Here is an 18,411-nt window from a genome sequence, read left to right on the forward strand (position 1 = left end):
CTATTTGGAACATTTTAATCATGGAAAAAACGATAAATCAAATCAGAAGCTTTAACCGGTTCTATACTTCTCATATCGGACTATTAAATCAAAATTTCTTAGAAAGTCCATACTCCCTTACCGAAGTCCGTGTTTTATATGAGATAGGAGAGCATAAATCAGTTACAGCACAGTATTTATGCGAAATTCTTTATTTAGATAAAGGCTATATGAGCAGAATTCTTAATTTCTTTTTAAAGAATGGTACTATTTCAAAAGTAAAGTCGGAGAGTGATGGAAGAGTCTATAATATTGTACTTACTAATACCGGGGAGGAATTACTAAATGAACTGAATAACAGATCTGCAGGTCAGATCCATAGTTTTATGCAAAGACTAGGATCAGAAGAGAAAGATATGCTGGTTAATTCAATGAAAACAATTCAGAATTTATTATCCACAAATTATGACAATCGTATTCTCGCGAATGAAGTTTCCTTTAGAGAAGGTTTAAGGTCCGGTGATATTGGATATCTAATTTATTTACATGGAATACTATATTCTAAAGAATCCGGATATTCATTAGATTTTGAAGGCTATGTGGCTAAAACATTTGCAGATTTTCTCAGTAACTATTCTCCTGAACATGATAGGATATGGCTTGCCGAATACAATCAGCAAATTATAGGCTGTATTGCTATAGTACAGCATAGTGAAAAAGAAGGTCAGTTGCGGTGGTTTTTAACACATCCTGTGTTTCGGGGAACAGGAATTGGTAAGCGATTGCTTAAAACAGCAATAGATTATTGTAGAGAGAAAGACTATGATAATGTTTTTCTACTCACAACAAGTGTACAAGAGCGTGCAATAGGTATGTATAAAAAAGCTGGCTTTGTACAAACTGAGTCAGTTGAATCGGATCAATGGGGAAAAACATTATATGAAGAACGATTTGATCTGAAATTAAAATAAAAGTACTTAAGCTATAAAAGGTTTATAGCTTAAGTACTTTTGTTATGAAATATTAAAAACAATTTATGGCAATATTTGACGAAGTTCCCTCCTTAGATAAAGAATCTATTTGCGTTAATTATTCTGTGGAAATAATATTTTTCTGTTAATAAAATAAGCCACTATAAGATTCGGAACCCAACATAGCCATGCCACAACAAGATAAGACTGGGCAGAATCCTTTGTTAAAGCTGTTAGTAAAGGAAACCATAATCTGAGTGTAACGGCAGCAAAAGTACAGGCATAGCTATAAATCATCAGTTGCTGATGTTGTTTAATATTTCCTTTTCTGATCTGTGATAAAGCCATAGATGTTGTACTAAACCAGATCAGTCCCAGTAAGATAAATCCGGTTGCCGATATAATACCACCATTGGCATAGAATCCCATATAAATTCCTGCAACTGAGCTAAGGATGACTGAGACCACGTAAAGCTTTCCGATATTTCTGTGCAGTTTTATATGTTTATCTCTGAACTTTTTACCAAACTGCCGCCATCCGATAAAAAGCGATAATCCGCCAAAGATAATGTGAGTATAGAATGCCAGTTTCCAGATAATATTATGAAGAACTTCCGGAGTTTTGGATCCCAGAAAAGTATGATTGTGATCTACAAAAGCATACATAAACGGATATAGCCCAATAAGGAGTGCGAAAATACAAAGGATTGCAAATAGAAAATTCTTCATAAAAGATCGTTTAATTTTTTACAAAAATGCGGATCAAAAATGATTTAACTGTTCCATAATGAAAGGTGATACTAAGTTTAATTTATTGATTATGAGTTGATTAAAATATTTTGCGTGTTGTTGTATCTATACTGAATTATTGTAGGTCCAAATTCTGACTTTTTATAAATTCTCTGGGAGATATGTCCATATATTTTTTGAAATTCCGGTTAAAAGATGTCTTGGAATTGAAACCACTTTCAAAAGCTAAAGAAAGAATCGTGAATTTTTGGTTTTCCGGTAATGCCACTATCCTTTTAAATTCTTCAATGCGTTGTCGGTTAATATAATCATAGAAATTTTTATTCTCTACCGAATTAATGGTCTGTGAGAGTATATTGGGCTGAACATCCAGTAAGGTTGCGACATGATTCAGGTTTAGTTCCGGATCCTTGTACAGCTTTTCATGTTCCATTTGGTAGGTTAGTTTTTTATAGATATCCTGTATTACATCTTCTCCAGCAAATGTTTTTTGGTACTTTACAGTAATAATATCATCATTTTGTTCGGTTAGTTTTTCTTCGGGGATATCTGACTGTTTGGAAGCAAATTCTAAGATACCTACACGGCTGATTCCAAAATAAGCCGCAACAATTATGAATAAGCTTACCAATGTGAAGATCAGAATTTCATTCTTTATAATTACTGCAATCCAAATCAGAGCAATACCTGTAATGAGATAATAAGACCAATTCAGGTTAATTTTTTCGGTATTGGAATACAAATCAGAAATTTGTCTTTTATAGCGACGAACTGCTGAAATACTAAGTATAACGTATAGAATACCGGATAAAATAATGACCACCTTAATGATTTTTCGGAAGATTCTGTAGGCAGTAGTACCATGTTCATATATGTAGACTTTTTCCTGAGAGGTCAATGTGATAAAACTTATAAGGTAGATATAAGTTATAATAGCCGGTGCAAAATGTAGTAACCAATTGTACCTGTTAGGTTGTCGGCCTGTAAGGTATAGAATGTACAAATACAGCATAGGGCCATGGATGAGTGGCAATGGAATATCCAGTCCGAGTAAATAAGGAAAATTGGAAAATTGACCGGAATAAAATAAGATGAAAAAAATAAGATGTATTCCTATAATAAAGAACCATGTAGCCAACAGATAATCAGCAGTCTGTTTTTTAGCTTTTCCAAGAATAAGAAAAGCAGAAAAAAAGGCAATAAAAATACTTGCCAGGTAAAATATTACTGGGATTGACAAAAAATGAATATCAGAATCCGGCATATAAATGTTAAACTTAAAATCAGAGCTTTAATTTATTGATTTTTCCGGTTATGAGTTGAAAAGTTTTGTATTTTAGTTTCCTTTACAACGATGTAACTATAATAATAACCTGATAAACAGAGTGGAATGAATAGTAATAATGAAAGAGTATACAAAATGTCTTTTGCCGGAGTGTACCCGCACTATATTCAGAAAGCGGAAAAGAAAAGCCGGACAAAGGCCGAGGTAGATGAGATTATATTCTGGCTTACAGGCTATAATGCAGAAAATTTACAACAGCATATAGACCAAAAAACGAACTTCGAGGATTTTTTCAATCAGGCTCCAAAAATCAATCCGAATGTTTCAAAAATTACCGGAGTTATCTGTGGATATAGAGTGGAAGAAATAGAGGATCCAATTATACAAAAAGTTCGCTACTTGGATAAGTTGATTGATGAACTGGCGAAAGGAAAGAGTATGGAAAAGATATTGAGAGAATAGCTAGACAAAAATTGCATAAAACAATGAAATGTAATGACTGTAAAAATTTTCTATAAATGAAGAAAGTTATATTTAAATTCTGGCTGGTTAATCTTCTGATCAGTATTCTGCTATTTTTCCTTTACAAAATTGTGATGATGGAAACAAAACAGGCAGATGCAACTTTTCTGGGGAATATTCTGTACATAATTGATATTTTGCTAAACTTAGGTTTTTCCTTGATCTATCTGGCTATAATGGTTTTCGGTTCTTTATCTTTTTTCCTAAATCTGGTAGAGAAAATCAGAAATAATTCTTTCTTGTCTTTTTTAGCATTTTCAGGAATACCGCTTATCTGTGTTATTTATTTAGGTACTAATGTTTTAATAGAGATATATCAGTACAACTACAGCTTTATAATACGCCCATTAGTTTTTTTTATAGTTTATTTACTATGCACCAGTGTAGAATTTTTAATGTTCAGAAAAAAAGTAAAAAAGCATTTGAATATAAACCTTCAATAAAAATTTATGATATTTGAAAACAAATAAAAAATCTATTTAGATAACACTCAAACAAATTTAATTGATATGAAAAAAATGACAACCAGAATTGCGATTGCAGCAATTTCTTTATTTCTGTTCTCCTGTGGTAAGAAGAAAGGGGAGGATAACAATGTGAAACAGGATACTATAAAAACAGAAGAAAAGATGTCTGAACAAACAAATTCTTCAGCATTTAGTATTGACGCGATTCCGGTTTCGGATAAAAATATAGGCGATTTTCCTTTTTTCAGCATGCCTGAAGGGCTTGTTTCACAGAATAAACCTGTAGAAAAGAAATATGATAAAATATTTTTTCCGATTGGAGGTGTGATGACTCCGTTCGAAGGAAAAATATGGAAAGCTAATGTTGTTGTTAAAGAAGGAAGCAATGAACAATGGGCATTGCCATTTTTCGAAAAAAGTTTTGATGATGCTATTACATCTGTAGGTGGTGTAAAAATATTTGATGGCGAGATTACCGATGCGGAGTATGAAAAATACAATAAACAAGCAACTAACCTTGGGGAAGATGGAGGAATTGGATATGCAGGAGAAAATATCAAAGTGTATGTTATCAGACGCAAAGATCAGGGGAATATCTATATTCAGTTAACAGGTAATAGTGCATCCGGAAAAATCAATATACTACAGGAGGAAGGTTTTAAACAAACCATTACTTTGATAAAATCTGATGAGATTAAAAAGCAGCTTGATGAAAAAGGAAAAGCAGTGCTTCATATCAATTTTGATACAGATAAAGCGAGCCTAAAACCCGATGGTACAGATGCTGTAAAAGAAATTGTAAAAGTTTTGAATACAGATAAGACATTAAAGATTGCTATTAATGGCTATACTGACAATTCTGGTAATGCAGATCACAATCTAAAACTTTCTGACGCAAGAGCCCAGTCTGTAAAAGGTGAAATTGTTAAAGCAGGTATTACTGAAGATCGTTTATCGGCAAAAGGTTTTGGTCAGCAAAGTCCAATAGCAGACAATAGCACAGAAGAAGGCAAAGCCCAAAACAGAAGAGTAGAATTGATTAAGAAATAAAAAGAATATCAGTTGGTATAATGCTGACTTCTTGTAACTAAAAAACATGTAATCAAAAGAATTACATGTTTTTTATTTTTAAATTTATCAGGAAAGAACTAAAACCTACTCCTAAATTCTAACTTGTGTAAAATGAAAAGTACTAAATCAAAATATCATTTGGGATCCTGTATAACAATATTATGTATATTCTTTTTAGCAGCCGTATTTGTAAAGGCACAGAAAAAAATCACAGGTAATTCTGTTCCTGGATTGGCCAATGGTATTAATCACATTCTTGGATATGGACAATCATTATCAACAGGAGAGGAAAGCGGTAAAGTATTAACAACAAAGCCATTTGATCATAATATACTAATGATGCAGGCCGATACTTTTGTTCCCTATTATAATCAGAGTACAGAAAACCCTTTAGGCGGTTTAGGCATTGCACTTTCAGAACTTGGAGATTCTAAATACCATAAGATTCTGATGTCGTCTCATGGAGTTGGTGGTTTCTCAATAGAAAAGCTAAGCAAAGGTACTGTTCCGTATACCAATTTGTTAAAGGAAGTACAGAAAGTACTAACTATTGCATCTTCTAAAAAGGAAAACTATAATGTACTGGCGGTAGCCTGGACACAGGGAGAAAGTAACTATCAGGATTCGCCAATTACTTATAAAAATAAACTAAAGCAACTAAAATCTGATTTGAACAGAGATGTTAAAGCCATCACAAAACAAAATAATGATATAATATTTGTGATGTATCAGCCTTCATCATGGATGTCCGGAGAGCCAAAATCTACAATGACTACTGCTTATCTTGATCTGGCACTAACAGAGAAAGGGTTTTATTGCTCGAATCCCCAATATGATAAAAACTATGTTCGATCCTTAAACGGCGTTTATTTTCATATGCCGGCAGAATCCTATAGAAGATTAGGTGCTGAATATGGTCTGATAATCCACAATATACTGCATAAAAAAAATTATAAGCCACTGTACATTAAAAATGTAAGTTATAAAAAGAATATAATCGATGTTGCCCTTTCCGAACCAGTCGTAATTGATAAGACTTTGGTTTCACCTGTAGCTAATTTAGGATTTAACGTTACAGGAAACACAATTGAATCTGTGAAGGTTACCAAAAATAAGGTTACCATTGTTTGTAGTTCTAATATTGGTTCGGGAAATATTCTGACTTATGGATTTAACGGAACTGAGCATTCCGGATGGGAATTCGGGGAGCGTGGAAATCTAAGATCACCAGTTGTACAGACGCTTAGCTTTGATAATCTATATAAATGGCTTACCTATTACAGAAAAGAATTGTAAGGTAAACTGAGGCTTTTTTGCTTTTTGATCTAGGTCATAGTTTTGGCTTTTAGGACTGTCTAATTTCGCGGCATAATTATTAGCGTATGGCAGAACTTGAGAAAATTATCTGGATTTCTATTATTCTTATTGTTATTATTTCGGTAAAAGACAGACTAAAATTGGCATTGCCTATTTTACTTGTAGTAGCAGGATTATTACTAAGTCTTACTCAGCTGGTACCATCTATAGACATGAGTCCTGAGATGATTTTTTATGTTGTGCTTCCGCCTATTTTGTTCGATGCAGCATGGAATACTTCTATTCCCGATTTCAAAAAAGAGTTGCCAAAAATATCCTTGCTGGCAGTTGGTTTAGTTTTTATTACTACTACAGTTATAGCTGTTGTCGCTCATAGTATTATTCCCGGATTTACATGGCCGCTGGCTTTTATACTAGGTGCAGTTATATCGCCACCCGATGCTGTTGCTGCTACCAGCATAACAAGAGATTTACCGCTTCCTAAAAAACTGATAACGATATTGGAAGGAGAAAGTCTTCTAAATGATGCCTCAGCACTTATCGCTTATAAATGTGCTGTTACAGCTGTATTGAGTGGGATATTTTCCTTCTGGGATGCTGGCATACAATTTATTAGTATTAGTCTTGGAGGAATTGTGATCGGACTGTTAATTGGTTTTATTTTCCTGAAAATGCATCGTTTTCTGAACGGGAATAGCAATACTGAAACCTTTGCTATTGTATTATTGCCGTTTGCTACTTACAGCCTGGCAGAACATCTTGACTCTTCCGGAGTTCTGGCTGTAGTTGCTTTAGGAATGTTTCTTTCATGGAATTCATTTTCCTTATTTAGTTCTGTAAGCCGGATTCAGATGAGCCACTTCTGGGATGTTATAATTTTTGTTCTCAATGGGTTGGTATTTCTAATCCTTGGGATGCAGCTACCGCAGATTATTGCAGATATACCACATTCAGAGCTTCCCGTTCTTATTCTTTATGGTTTGTTGATTTTTGGTATTTTAATTTTGATCAGGCTGTTGATAACATTTACTTTTCCCATATTTTCCGGAACAAAATCCGGATATAAAGATATTTTGCTGCCACGTCTCCGGAAAGAATATATTATCCTTTCCTGGTCCGGAATGCGTGGAGTAGTATCTTTAGCTGCGGCCCTGGCGCTACCTGTGTATACCAATAGCGGAGAACTTATAGAGCAACGCAGCACCATACTATTTGTATCATTTGTTGTTATCATTTTCACACTGCTTATACAGGGACTCACCTTGCCTAGATTGATTAAATTGATAAAACCGGCTCCTGAAGAGAAGCAGCATGAAAAAGAACTGAATATTCTGTTAATTGAAAAATCGCTGTCCTGTCTTCAGGCAATGCAGGGAGAAAATGAAATGTCACGTGATATTATTTCCGGAATAACCGAAAAGCTGAAAAAGGAAGAGTCTGATCTCTTCAAGAACGATGTGGAAGCTCCTGATATGATGGCAAAGAAAAAATGGCGGGAAACCTATTTCAGAATAGAATTGGAGCTTATTGACTTTCAGCGTGAAGAACTTATAAAATATTACCATAAAGGAGAATATGCATTGGAAGAAGTCCGGAAAAAAGAACAGGAACTGGATTTCTGGACAGCTACCGTCTATCAGGAAATGGAGTCTCTGAGACCACAGTATTAAAGAAACTATAGTTAGTTTTAGCGATAAGGGAAAGAGAATATTTATACCTATTCGTTTTTTGACTCAGGTCAATGTTTCTAAATTTTGATGTTGTGATCTTTGCAGTGATAATAATTAATACAGGATTTTAGCAAATAAAAAGTTTATTAAAATAATGGAGCAGAAAATAACTAAAAAAATACGTTCTGTATTTACAGTGAAACATAAAGAATACCTTACGCCGCACCTTATTCGTGTAGTATTTGGTATGGACGATGAACAGACAGAATTACTGTCAGGAGTTAGATCGGGATCCAATAATAAAATATTTATTCCGGTAAATGATAGCGGCCAGGAGAGTATGGTGAGAACTTATACCAACCGTAAAATAGATCTGGATAAAAAAGAGTTGAGTATTGATTTTGTAGCACATGGTGATAATGGACCTGCATCTGCATGGGCACTGAATACTAAGGCTGGTGACCATCTGGGAATCGGTATGAAAGAAAGTTTGAGACCTTTGGTTCCGGAAGCAGATAGCTATTTGTTGGCAGGCGATGCTACAGCTTTACCTGTTATTAGTGCTATTCTGGAACAGCTTCCTGCAGAAGCTACAGCAAAAGTTTTTCTGGAAGTACCAACAAAAGAAGATGAACTAATACTGTGTTCTGCAGCCAACGTAGAAACAGAATGGCTGCATAATCCTGCTCCCGAGCAGGGAAGTAATCTTGCTGAAGAGGTGAGAGCATTTGATTTTCCGGAGGATGATTCGAAAAAGTATGTGTATATAGCTGCCGAATATACAACAGTAAAAGATTTACGCAGTTATTACCGAACAGATAAAGGTTGGAATCCCCGTGAAATGTATGCTTGCTCTTACTGGAAAGCAGGTGCTTCGGAAGACGAAGCATCCGATGATCTGAAAAACTGAAACTAATTAACAATAGAATATTTACAGAACCCGGATAAGAGGTTCTGTAGATATTCAACGATGAAAATTAGATTTTATCTGTTTTCCAAAAATGCATCAGATAACTAAGTATATATAATTTTTGAAATCTATTAAAGTTGGTCCTTGTCAGAAAATATAATTCTGGCAGGGATTTTTAGATTTATGAAAACACAGAATTGATGTAGTACAACAATGTCTTTTTTAATTTTATTACATTTGTCTGCTGACCTGATTTAGGATAATTACATGAACGAATTATTAGTATCATATATTAAAAGTAAGATATCGGTAACGGAAGACGAACTGAATACAATTCTCTCTTACTTTAAAACCATAAAACTTAAAAAAAATGAATTATTGCTCGCAGAAGGGCAGGTGAGTCAGCGTTCTTTTTTTGTAACCAAAGGCTGCTTACGGATTTTCTTTATCAATGAAGAAGGACAGGAGGCGACGCGCTATTTTGCCTTTGAAAATCAGTTTGCAAGTGCATTGGTGAGTTTTATTACAGCCGAAAAATCTAAAGAGTTTATACAGGCAGTAGAACCCACCGAAGTTTTTTACATCAGTCATAAAGATTTTTACCATCTATTGGAGATTATTCCACAGTGGGAAAAGTTTTACAGAATTTATCTGGAAATAGCTTACATAACCAATACCAGACGGCTGATGTCATTTCTTATACAGGATGCATTGGAAAAATACCGTCAGTTGCTGGCAGAAAATCCGGTTATTGTACGGAGACTTTCCAATAAAATGGTTGCATCTTATCTCAATATTTCTCAGGAAACCCTTAGTCGTCTAAAATCGAAGCTATAAGAATTTTTATAGCCATTTACTTTTAGCTTTAGTTTCTGTTTATACCGAATAGGTCTAGGAGCATATCATAATTTAGCAGACTCTAAATCTCCTTTTTTGACACAGGTCAAAGTTTTTAATCTTGTGATAGCGGAATTTTGCAACATGATTTTAAACAAAACCTATGAAGATGAAATCTATAATCATTGCGCTTGATGAGAGTACTTATTCTCAGGTTATAGCCCGACAAGGATTTGAACTGGCTACAGTTTTTAAAAGTACAGTAACAATCCTCCTGATTCGGAATAACGAAGCGGTAATAAATGCATCACTAGCCAATATCTCTATAGAAGAGAATGATAATTCCGAGGAAAAACTGATGCTAGACATTCAAGAGCTTACTAAAATATTTGATACTATAGAATATAGTATGACAACGTTGGAAGGTGATCCAATGGAAGAGATCATTCGCTTCGTTACCGGCAAAACAGCCGATTTACTTATTGTGGGTACCCACGGAAGAACCGGTTTGGATCATTGGATTACTGGAAGTGTTGCCGAACATGTAATCCGCCATGCTACAATCCCAGTTCTGGTGATACCTTATAATCACCAGGCGCACTAAATCCTAATATAACATAATTGCTTATTAATAAAAAAATAAGCGGGCTAAAAGCCTGCCTGGCGGAGCTATGCTCTGTTACGAACGAAAAATAGAAGAAATGAAAACATTAAAAATTCCATTGAAAGCCATCAGAACATCATTGTTGATGTATGCCGGCGGAAGCATGATGATGGTAAGTGTAAAGGCGCAGTCGAATATCCTTACACTTAATCAGACTATAGAGATGGCGCTCTCCAATAGTAATGCGTTAAAATTAAAACGCTCTGTTATTGATCTTGCTGTTAACAAATACAATCAGACAAAGGACTTATCGCTGCCAACAGGAAGTGTTAGCGGTAGTTTTTCTCATGCTGAAATTCCGGCAAATCATATCAGGCTAGGTTCTCTGGATTGGATATTACCGGACAGAGCAGATTCATATAATGCTAATGTTGCACTTAGTGAAACAGTATTTAATGGTTTTAAGCTGAAATATGCAAGGGCTTCGACCTTACTATTGGCAGAAATGGCTAAAACGAATGTAGCTCTTAGTGAAGATGAGGTAATCTATACAGCGGTACAAATGTATTTTGATTTGTATAAAGTAATCCAGAGCCAGAAAATTGTTCAACAGAATATGCTGGCTATAGAAAAACTTATTCAGCAAGCCGATCAGTTTTATCGCCATGGTATTGTTACCAAGAATGATGTGCTGCGTTTCAGGCTGCAAAAGTCGGCAATAGAAATTACAGCCTCTGATTTAGAAGCTAACCGAAAAATTATCTGTTATAATATGACTGTATTACTCGGGTTGCCGGAAGATACAGATTTAAAATCAGGACAGGTTTTACTGAAAGAAGATGTTCCCGCTCCGCTAAGCCAGTATGTGGATTTTGCTTTTGCAGAAAGAAAAGAATTGAAACAAAATGATCTGCAATACAAAGTTGAAGAATTTTCCTTTAAAACAATACAGGCAGAAGAACTCCCAAAATTATCAGTAAGTGCCGGGCTAAAATATCTTCATGCAGGTTCTGCGCTTATTCCTGTCAACGGAAATTTTATAGCACCAATTTCTATAGGTGCTACCGTATCATGGGATTTTTCTACACTGTGGATAAATAAAAACAAACGTTCCGAAATAAAAATCCGTCAGCAGCAAACGTCTATAGAAAAAAATATCTGGGTGGATAAAATCCGGACAGAAGTTAATCAGGCTTATCAGCTTTACCAGCGTGCTCTGAATAAGGTAGCATTGCTACACTCATCTATAGATGAAGCAGCGGAAAATGACCGTATGCAGGAAGATCGCTACAAAAATAATGTTACTACAGTCACCGACCGTATAGATGCTGATGCCAGACTTTATCAGGCACTTACCGATCTGGAGATTGCCCGTGCGGATGCTTCTGTTGCCTGGTATAATCTATTAAAAGTGTCAGGCAAAATTTCAACAATTAATCAATAATACGATAAGAAAATAAGACTTATGAATATGGAAACAACCCAGTCAAAACAGAAAAAATATACAGTACCGGCAATTCTGCTGGTCGTTATAATAGCCGGAAGTATTTTCGGAGTAAAGCAATATATCTATTACCAGAGCCATGAAGATACTGATGATGCGCAGGTAGATGGTGACCTTAGTGCCGTTGTGTCGCGTGTAGGAGGCTATATCAATACTATAAACTTTGAAGATAATCAACGTGTAACTAAAGGTCAAACACTGGTGACATTGGAGGATCAGGAGTATCGTATTAAATTGGAACAGGCAATGGCAGCACAAAAGACTGCAGGCTCCAAAATCGGAGTTTCCGAAACTCAGGTATCAGCTACTCATGCATCTTCACTAGGATATAAGGCTCGGATAGAAGAAGCAAAAGCCAGATTATGGCAGGCGAATCAGGATTACGATCGTTATGCTGCTCTAATCAGAAGCGGTTCTGTTCCGCAGCAGACTTTTGACAAAGCTAAAGCCGAGCGTGATATTGCTAAAGCAGCTTATATATCTGCCGAAGAACAATATAAAACAGCTGTAGCACAAGTTGGCAATACACGTTCGGAGCTTAATGTAACGCATACAGCAACAAACCAACAGCGGGTAGATGTGGATTATGCAAAATTACTTTTGTCTTATACCGATATTAAAGCACCAGTTTCTGGAATCGTGACTAAGCGTCGTGTACAAATGGGGCAGTTACTACAGGCCGGGCAAACCCTGTTTGCTGTGGTGGATGAAAATAACCTTTATGTAACAGCTAATTTCAAAGAAACACAAATGCAACATATACGTGCCGGACAAAAAGCCAAAATTGTGGTGGATGCATATCCGGACGAACCTATAAAAGGAATTGTGCACAATTATGCAGGAACAACGGGTGCTAAAATGTCTTTGCTGCCACCAGATAATGCTACAGGAAACTTTGTAAAAGTAGTGCAGCGTATTCCTGTAAAAATCAAAATTAATGCTTCTGCCGAACTCCTTAAAAAGATCCGCCCGGGAATGAACGTAGAGGTAAGCGTATTAACTAAATAATCTGGAAATAATGGCTGAAAAAGGATTTAGAAAATGGATTATAACCTTTACCATGGTATTGTCCTGTATGCTCGAATTTTTGGATACAACGATTGTAAATGTTGCCATACCACATATTCAGGGGAATATGGGAGCTATACTGGAAGATGTCGCATGGGTTTCTACCGGGTATGCGGTAGCCAATGTTATTATTCTGCCCATGTCCGGGTGGCTCGGAAGCCGCTTTGGCCGTAAGAATTACTTCCTGTTTTCTATTATTTTGTTTACAATAGCATCCATGTTATGTGGCAACTCGCATACGCTAACAGAGCTGGTTGTATTCAGAATATTACAAGGACTTGCAGGTGGTGGATTAATATCCAATGCACAGGCAATATTGTTGGAAACCTGGCCGCCGGAAGAACGGGGAACGGCTACTGCAATATTTGGCTTCGGAGCAGTAGTAGGGCCTACAGTAGCACCAGCATTGGGTGGCTATCTTACGGATCATTTATCGTGGCCATGGGTATTTTACATTAATCTGCCATTGGGTATTCTGGCAGCAATTCTTACCTATCAGTATGTGAGATCAACACCCAAGGAGAGTACAGGAAAGCCTGTTGACTGGTGGGGAATTTTGCTCCTTACTGTTGCCGTGGGAAGTTTGCAGACGGTTTTGGAAAAAGGTGAAGAAAAAGATTGGTTTGCAACAAAGTATATTATTGTACTTACCGTTACTGCAGTTATTGGTATACTTCTGTTTATATGGCGGGAAACAACGACAGACCATCCGGTTGTAAACCTGAAATTATTCCGGTACAGAAGCTTCTCTGCAGGTATGGTTACTTCTTTTCTCTTCGGTATTGGACTATATGGCTCCGTGTTTGTCTTTCCTCAGTTTTGCCAAAGTCTTCTGGGCTTTTCGGCAGAACAGACCGGATTCCTTTTGTTGCCGGGACAAATATTCACCATAGCTTTAATGCCTACGGTAGGTAAACTGTTGAAAAAAGGAGTGCCTCCACAGCTTTTTGTAATCGCAGGATTTATATGCTTCTTTATTTTCCCGATGATTATGAGTAAAGCAACATTGTCTTCAGGAAATACAGACTTCTATTTTCCGCTTTATTTCAGGGGAATAGGTATAGGACTGCTTTTTGTGCCTCTTATTACATTGGCGATTAAAGATTTGAAAGGACCCGAAATAGGACAAGGTGCAGGGCTCTACAATATGATGCGCCAGTTAGGTGGATCCTTTGGAATTGCAGGACTTGCAACAGCAATACATATTGGTAAAGGAAAACACCGAAATTATTTACTGGAAAATATAAATGAATACGGTTCTGCTTATTGGGAAAGAATGCAGAATTATATCTCCGGTTTTATGGGGAAAGGTTTCTCACATTCTGATGCTTCAGAAATGGCTTTGCGTGCGGTGGAAGGAACAATAAATAAACAGTCTATGCTAATGGGTTTTACAGATGCTTATCAATATCTGGGGATAGCGATGCTGTGTTGTATTCCGTTTGTGCTATTGCAAGGTTTTAAGAAGAAAAAAACAGAAATTCCGGCAGATGCACATTAATGTCATAATAAAAATACATCATGTTTATTTATAACCACAACAGTCACTACAAACTTAATGAAAATAGTATGTCCTTATTTTTCCTTTTTGTGTAACAATTGTTAAGCTAAAGTGAGTTGAAACATTTTGTTTTCTGTTGTGGTTTATTGATGTAAAACAAAATATAATTCTAAAAATATGTAAAATGAAATCAGAATTAAGAAATATAAACCGGGGTGAGATCGTATATCATAAAAAAATGACAACAACCTCGTGGCATCTTAAAATAAGAACAATTTTTCCAATGGAATTGGATATAGATAAGAATCCGGGATATGTAATTCCTGTCATGATTGGTTATGATAATCTGGGGACTCCTGTACTAAGAAGGTTTATGCTATGGAGCTACGATGCGATGCGTAATGTGGCAGATATTACAATTCATCCCAGTCCGGATAAAGAATTGTATAACTGGTTGGGAGATCTGCAAAACGGGAAGATTATAAAATGGATGAACCCCGAGGAAATGATGTTACAGGAATCGAATGCTGAATGTTATTACCTTATTGGTAATGCCGATGCACAATCTTTTTTTTACCAGTTCAACAGGAATCTTCCTTTTTCCAGCACAGTCAATAGTTTTATTTACAGCAGGCATACGGGCGAGTTTTTTCCGGATGTAGACGGGAGTTATCCGCTCAATTATCATATAATATATCCATATAGCCCGGAAAGAGTACTGGATCTTTTCAGAAATGATTTTATAAGAACAAGCAAGGATTTTAGAATAATACTGGCCGGAAGTGATGAGGTGAATAAGCTTTTTACAAACTTCTTCAAAAAAGAATGGGCGACTGCAGAGGATCAGGTAAGGATTATTAATTTTAATAATCCTTATTAAAGTGTATTTGTCACGGAGTTAATGATCGGTAGAATTTTCCGAAAATTAATCTGCCATTTTTGCTTCTATGTTTTAAAAGAAGCTTTTAAAGTGAAAAAAAACATGATTTTTGTTAATATGTCTAAAAAAAATCATAAAATATTTTATTTGGCAAGGCTTTTGTCTATAGTAAGTAAAGTATTTTTTCATATAAAATATTTTGTGATTTGGTGTTGGCCCCGATTAATTTCGGGGCTTTTTTTTTGCATTTATACCTTAGACTTTATTACTATTCTTAAATAGTTATCATAATAATTTGTGATGTATGGCATAAGCTAAGGCTTCGTTGATATTATTCACTTCTAATTTGTCAAATAATTTTCGACGGTGGAACTTGACAGTATCTACAGAGATAAATATTTTCCCAGCTATTTCATTAATATTAAGACCTTGATTGTAGAAGCGTAGTATTTCTGTTTCCCGTTCCGTAAGGGGTGCCTTTTTACGTTCTGTCCATTTATTGGTTACAAGATCCAGTTCCCATAACAAATCAGAATTTAGTTTTCCTATGGTCACATTACCAGACGAAGTGTTTGTAGAAAGGGAAACAATACACATCGATTTCCAGATCTTTCCTTTTTCTGTCAGAAAAACAGGTGTTAACTTATGGTTGATTAAAATAAATTTTCCATTTGCATTTTGTATATGGAAGTCATAAGATATAACGTATTGTTTTCTGTCTTCTAACGGTATTTTTTCATAGAATTCAAACCCCGAATTGTTTATGTTGATCAACATTTGAAAATCTTCGGCAGGAACAAATTTTTGGTAGAAGTCATAGCCCATAGACAATATCTGATCCGGTGTTAGCCCAGCAAGAAATAATGGGTTGTCTGAAACGAATTCAAATGTTTCAGTTTGATAATCGATAATATAGATACTCTGGTAGGTAACCCGTGAAAAAGCTTTTACAATTTCTATATAATCCAGTGGTTGTAATAAATCTTTTTCAGAAAGATTATCGATTCTGTTTTTTGTCGAAAACAAAGGGTTAAAATCCATTTTCGGTGTCTGATTTTTGAATTTGCATAAAACTACACAAAAGTGTAGTATTTGTCAAAACAAACCGCAATATTTTTGGGCGAAATAATAAGTAATAAACATGAAGAAACGAATTTTACTAAATCTGTTTATAATTGCAGTTGTGGTTTCTGCTATTGGTGGGATTAAAGCTGTAAATATGGGAAGTGATAAAAATGTAGAGCAATCCTGTTTTATGATCATTAAATATGAGTCAGTAGGATTTGAAAACGGAATTGAATTATTTGAAAAGATTATTCGTCAGTATATTGTCCGTTGGATAGAATGCTAAAAGCTAAAAAAATGAAAAAGACTATTTTAATCCTTGGGATTTTTATTTGTGCAAATTTGTCTGCACAAAAAGCGAAAGTTTTAAATTTTGCAACCTTTCACATGGTATATACACCAGATAAACATAAAGTGAAATTTGATCAGAACGACGAAAAAAATAAATCTGAAACTTATGAAGTAGCCAAAATGCTGGCGCAGTTTAAGCCTACCATAATTTGTGTAGAAATAGTTCCTGAAAAAAATAGTGAACTAAATAATGACTATTCCGGGTTTTTACAAAATAAAGAATATAAAGCTAAAATAGGTGGAGAAGTTGCTTTAATAGCTTATGAAGTTGGCAAAATGTCGGGTGTGAAAAAGATTTACGGTATAGATGAGCAGGCAACAGCAGCTTATAATTATAATATCGGAAATGAATTGGAAAATCAGGTCGACAGTCTGACTTCGAAAAATTATGTAAAAGGCCTTTACAAAGAGTTTGCTGCGATGGAAAAGCTATCGACATTAGATAAACTGAAAACCTTTAATTCTAAAGAAAGCTTAGAGAAATTTATCAATATCAATGCTGATATTTTGACCTATAGCAGTACTAAAGGAAATTTTGAAGGTGCTGATGAAGCAAGTAAATTTTACAGAAGAAATCTGAGAATTTTTTCAAATTTAAATCAGATTCCCGTTACAAAAGATGACAGAATATTTATCATTATGGGAGCTACCCATACAGCTTTTCTCAATGAATTTATGAAGCGAAGTCCTAAATATGAACTTGTGAATACAGCAGATTATTTGAAATAGATCTTTATGGTTTTTCTGGCTAAAATTAAAATGAAACATATTTCCCGGCACAAGTTGTCGGGATTTTATTTGTAATATGAATTTTTTATAGTATTATGCTTATTTAAAGAAAAATAAAATAAATTATGTTAAATAAATATGTAAAAAATTATTTTTAAGTTTAGCCAACCGAAAAAAAACAAAATTTCATATATGACAAAAAATTTATTTAAACCCTTTTTATGGGGAATCCTTTCATTTTCTGTATTATCTTCTTGTCGAACAGAAGATAATCTTACTAGTCAAAAGCAAGCAGAAGATAAACGTTTTGCAACATTCACTTCTCAATCGGGGAAAACAATTAACTATGCCAATGGCTTTGCATCCCTGATGATAAAGTATGATGAAATAAACAAATCTAATTTATCAGGAATTGCTAATAAACCAATATTAAAAGCCTCATCTGATCAAAATACATCTACTACAGGCTCTTATATAGAGTTCAATGTACGTTCTCAGGTTATCAAGAATTCTGATGGTAATATCTGGGTTGTTTTTCCTAAAGTTGAAAATGGTACTGTAATCAGTTTAATTGTTTCATTATTATCTGAAAAGGAAACCAAGTTATCCTATTATACTATAGATAAGAATGATGAGTTTTATAAAACTAATGCTCCGTTATTTCAAGAAGCCTACAATAGGTATAAGAAAAGAAATATGCGCTTAGCATTGAGTGCTAGTGCAAGTATACAATTCATGGCGAATAATGATTGTGATAATAGACCGGATGAAAGATGTAGTGAAATTGAAGAAGTAATTATTACTAATCCCAGACCAATTAAAACACCTAATAAAGTGTAAGTGTCCCTAAAAACCAGACAGTTTAAAAATAGAGAAATTTATTAATTTTAAACTGTAAAAGATGAAAAAGACAAGATTCACAGAGACACA

19 protein-coding genes are annotated in these 18,411 nt (G+C 35.0%); 16 read left to right on the forward strand and 3 right to left on the reverse strand.

The annotated features are described in order from the left end of the window. Nucleotides 1–20: 20 nt before the first annotated feature. Nucleotides 21–950, forward strand: a complete 930-nt coding sequence (locus C8J95_RS18185) for a helix-turn-helix domain-containing GNAT family N-acetyltransferase (protein ID WP_107810114.1) — start codon at nt 21–23, stop codon at nt 948–950. 114 nt (nt 951–1,064) lie between these two features. Here the strand turns inward: C8J95_RS18185 and C8J95_RS18190 are convergent, their stop codons facing one another. Together C8J95_RS18190 and C8J95_RS18195 are read right to left on the reverse strand one after the other, a co-directional pair. Continuing rightward, nucleotides 1,065–1,679 carry a DUF2306 domain-containing protein gene (locus tag C8J95_RS18190; protein WP_107810115.1) on the reverse strand — a complete coding sequence of 205 codons (615 nt, stop codon included), beginning with the start codon at nt 1,677–1,679 and terminating at the stop codon, nt 1,065–1,067. 136 nt (nt 1,680–1,815) lie between these two features. Then, nucleotides 1,816–2,940, reverse strand: a complete 1,125-nt coding sequence (locus tag C8J95_RS18195; protein WP_255412884.1) for a helix-turn-helix domain-containing protein — start codon at nt 2,938–2,940, stop codon at nt 1,816–1,818. A 150-nt stretch (nt 2,941–3,090) separates the two neighbouring features. Here C8J95_RS18195 and C8J95_RS18200 point away from each other — a divergent pair, with 150 nt between their 5' ends. From C8J95_RS18200 to C8J95_RS18255, 12 genes are all read left to right on the forward strand, one after another. Continuing rightward, entirely contained in the window at nt 3,091–3,447 is a 357-nt protein-coding gene (locus C8J95_RS18200; RefSeq protein WP_107810117.1) for a DUF2200 domain-containing protein, read from the forward strand. Between the two features lie 56 nt (nt 3,448–3,503). Next, nucleotides 3,504–3,950, forward strand: coding sequence for a hypothetical protein (locus tag C8J95_RS18205; RefSeq protein ID WP_107810118.1), 447 nt, complete (start codon nt 3,504–3,506; stop codon nt 3,948–3,950). Nucleotides 3,951–4,016: 66 nt separating this feature from the next. Beyond that, the gene (locus C8J95_RS18210) at nt 4,017–5,024 is read left to right on the forward strand and encodes an OmpA family protein (RefSeq protein WP_107810119.1); all 1,008 of its coding nucleotides are present in this window, start codon (nt 4,017–4,019) and stop codon (nt 5,022–5,024) included. A gap of 132 nt (nt 5,025–5,156) precedes the next feature. Beyond that, nucleotides 5,157–6,341, forward strand: coding sequence for a sialate O-acetylesterase (locus tag C8J95_RS18215; protein ID WP_107810120.1), 1,185 nt, complete (start codon nt 5,157–5,159; stop codon nt 6,339–6,341). Between the two features lie 86 nt (nt 6,342–6,427). Beyond that, the gene (locus C8J95_RS18220) at nt 6,428–8,032 is read left to right on the forward strand and encodes a Na+/H+ antiporter (RefSeq protein WP_107810121.1); all 1,605 of its coding nucleotides are present in this window, start codon (nt 6,428–6,430) and stop codon (nt 8,030–8,032) included. 154 nt (nt 8,033–8,186) lie between these two features. Then, nucleotides 8,187–8,942 (forward strand): siderophore-interacting protein, encoded by a 756-nt coding sequence (locus C8J95_RS18225; RefSeq protein ID WP_107810122.1) that lies wholly within the window; start codon nt 8,187–8,189, stop codon nt 8,940–8,942. A 267-nt stretch (nt 8,943–9,209) separates the two neighbouring features. After that, entirely contained in the window at nt 9,210–9,779 is a 570-nt protein-coding gene (locus tag C8J95_RS18230; protein WP_107810123.1) for a Crp/Fnr family transcriptional regulator, read from the forward strand. 169 nt (nt 9,780–9,948) lie between these two features. Further along, the gene (locus C8J95_RS18235) at nt 9,949–10,383 is read left to right on the forward strand and encodes a universal stress protein (protein ID WP_255412885.1); all 435 of its coding nucleotides are present in this window, start codon (nt 9,949–9,951) and stop codon (nt 10,381–10,383) included. Between the two features lie 97 nt (nt 10,384–10,480). Further along, a complete protein-coding gene (locus C8J95_RS18240; RefSeq protein WP_107810125.1) occupies nt 10,481–11,827 on the forward strand; it encodes a TolC family protein in 1,347 nt (448 codons plus the stop codon). A gap of 21 nt (nt 11,828–11,848) precedes the next feature. Then, on the forward strand, nt 11,849–12,895 hold the full coding sequence (locus C8J95_RS18245) for an HlyD family secretion protein (protein WP_255412886.1): 1,047 nt from the start codon (nt 11,849–11,851) through the stop codon (nt 12,893–12,895). Between the two features lie 10 nt (nt 12,896–12,905). After that, the gene (locus tag C8J95_RS18250) at nt 12,906–14,456 is read left to right on the forward strand and encodes a DHA2 family efflux MFS transporter permease subunit (RefSeq protein WP_107810126.1); all 1,551 of its coding nucleotides are present in this window, start codon (nt 12,906–12,908) and stop codon (nt 14,454–14,456) included. Nucleotides 14,457–14,640: 184 nt separating this feature from the next. Continuing rightward, entirely contained in the window at nt 14,641–15,336 is a 696-nt protein-coding gene (locus C8J95_RS18255; RefSeq protein ID WP_255412887.1) for a siderophore-interacting protein, read from the forward strand. Nucleotides 15,337–15,621: 285 nt separating this feature from the next. Here C8J95_RS18255 and C8J95_RS18260 read toward each other — a convergent pair whose 3' ends face one another. Then, nucleotides 15,622–16,377 carry a response regulator transcription factor gene (locus C8J95_RS18260; protein WP_107810128.1) on the reverse strand — a complete coding sequence of 252 codons (756 nt, stop codon included), beginning with the start codon at nt 16,375–16,377 and terminating at the stop codon, nt 15,622–15,624. Nucleotides 16,378–16,477: 100 nt separating this feature from the next. On the opposite strand from C8J95_RS18260, the gene C8J95_RS18265 reads away from it, so the two are divergent. The 3 genes from C8J95_RS18265 (at nt 16,478) to C8J95_RS18835 (ending at nt 18,321) form a co-directional block, all read left to right on the forward strand. Next, nucleotides 16,478–16,687: a hypothetical protein gene (locus tag C8J95_RS18265; RefSeq protein ID WP_107810129.1), complete on the forward strand. Its 210-nt coding sequence runs from the start codon at nt 16,478–16,480 to the stop codon at nt 16,685–16,687. Between the two features lie 11 nt (nt 16,688–16,698). Then, the gene (locus C8J95_RS18270) at nt 16,699–17,481 is read left to right on the forward strand and encodes a DUF5694 domain-containing protein (protein ID WP_107810131.1); all 783 of its coding nucleotides are present in this window, start codon (nt 16,699–16,701) and stop codon (nt 17,479–17,481) included. A gap of 192 nt (nt 17,482–17,673) precedes the next feature. Beyond that, nucleotides 17,674–18,321, forward strand: a complete 648-nt coding sequence (locus tag C8J95_RS18835; RefSeq protein WP_185124634.1) for a hypothetical protein — start codon at nt 17,674–17,676, stop codon at nt 18,319–18,321. Nucleotides 18,322–18,411 lie beyond the last annotated feature (90 nt).

Source organism: Elizabethkingia sp. YR214 (genome assembly GCF_003058195.1).
In the GTDB taxonomy this organism is placed as follows: Bacteria; Bacteroidota; Bacteroidia; order Flavobacteriales; family Weeksellaceae; genus Elizabethkingia.

What these genes read in the sequence shown, in the direction of transcription:
- C8J95_RS18225 (WP_107810122.1), top strand. Translation starts at nt 8,187, where the DNA reads ATGGAGCAGAAAATAACTAAAAAAATACGTTCTGTATTTACAGTGAAA.
- C8J95_RS18220 (WP_107810121.1), top strand. Translation starts at nt 6,428, where the DNA reads ATGGCAGAACTTGAGAAAATTATCTGGATTTCTATTATTCTTATTGTT.
- C8J95_RS18200 (WP_107810117.1), top strand. Translation starts at nt 3,091, where the DNA reads ATGAATAGTAATAATGAAAGAGTATACAAAATGTCTTTTGCCGGAGTG.
- C8J95_RS18210 (WP_107810119.1), top strand. Translation starts at nt 4,017, where the DNA reads ATGAAAAAAATGACAACCAGAATTGCGATTGCAGCAATTTCTTTATTT.
- C8J95_RS18245 (WP_255412886.1), top strand. Translation starts at nt 11,849, where the DNA reads ATGAATATGGAAACAACCCAGTCAAAACAGAAAAAATATACAGTACCG.
- C8J95_RS18255 (WP_255412887.1), top strand. Translation starts at nt 14,641, where the DNA reads ATGAAATCAGAATTAAGAAATATAAACCGGGGTGAGATCGTATATCAT.
- C8J95_RS18230 (WP_107810123.1), top strand. Translation starts at nt 9,210, where the DNA reads ATGAACGAATTATTAGTATCATATATTAAAAGTAAGATATCGGTAACG.
- C8J95_RS18240 (WP_107810125.1), top strand. Translation starts at nt 10,481, where the DNA reads ATGAAAACATTAAAAATTCCATTGAAAGCCATCAGAACATCATTGTTG.
- C8J95_RS18215 (WP_107810120.1), top strand. Translation starts at nt 5,157, where the DNA reads ATGAAAAGTACTAAATCAAAATATCATTTGGGATCCTGTATAACAATA.
- C8J95_RS18260 (WP_107810128.1), bottom strand. Translation starts at nt 16,377, where the DNA reads ATGGATTTTAACCCTTTGTTTTCGACAAAAAACAGAATCGATAATCTT.
- C8J95_RS18835 (WP_185124634.1), top strand. Translation starts at nt 17,674, where the DNA reads ATGACAAAAAATTTATTTAAACCCTTTTTATGGGGAATCCTTTCATTT.
- C8J95_RS18185 (WP_107810114.1), top strand. Translation starts at nt 21, where the DNA reads ATGGAAAAAACGATAAATCAAATCAGAAGCTTTAACCGGTTCTATACT.
- C8J95_RS18235 (WP_255412885.1), top strand. Translation starts at nt 9,949, where the DNA reads ATGAAATCTATAATCATTGCGCTTGATGAGAGTACTTATTCTCAGGTT.
- C8J95_RS18205 (WP_107810118.1), top strand. Translation starts at nt 3,504, where the DNA reads ATGAAGAAAGTTATATTTAAATTCTGGCTGGTTAATCTTCTGATCAGT.
- C8J95_RS18265 (WP_107810129.1), top strand. Translation starts at nt 16,478, where the DNA reads ATGAAGAAACGAATTTTACTAAATCTGTTTATAATTGCAGTTGTGGTT.
- C8J95_RS18190 (WP_107810115.1), bottom strand. Translation starts at nt 1,679, where the DNA reads ATGAAGAATTTTCTATTTGCAATCCTTTGTATTTTCGCACTCCTTATT.
- C8J95_RS18250 (WP_107810126.1), top strand. Translation starts at nt 12,906, where the DNA reads ATGGCTGAAAAAGGATTTAGAAAATGGATTATAACCTTTACCATGGTA.
- C8J95_RS18270 (WP_107810131.1), top strand. Translation starts at nt 16,699, where the DNA reads ATGAAAAAGACTATTTTAATCCTTGGGATTTTTATTTGTGCAAATTTG.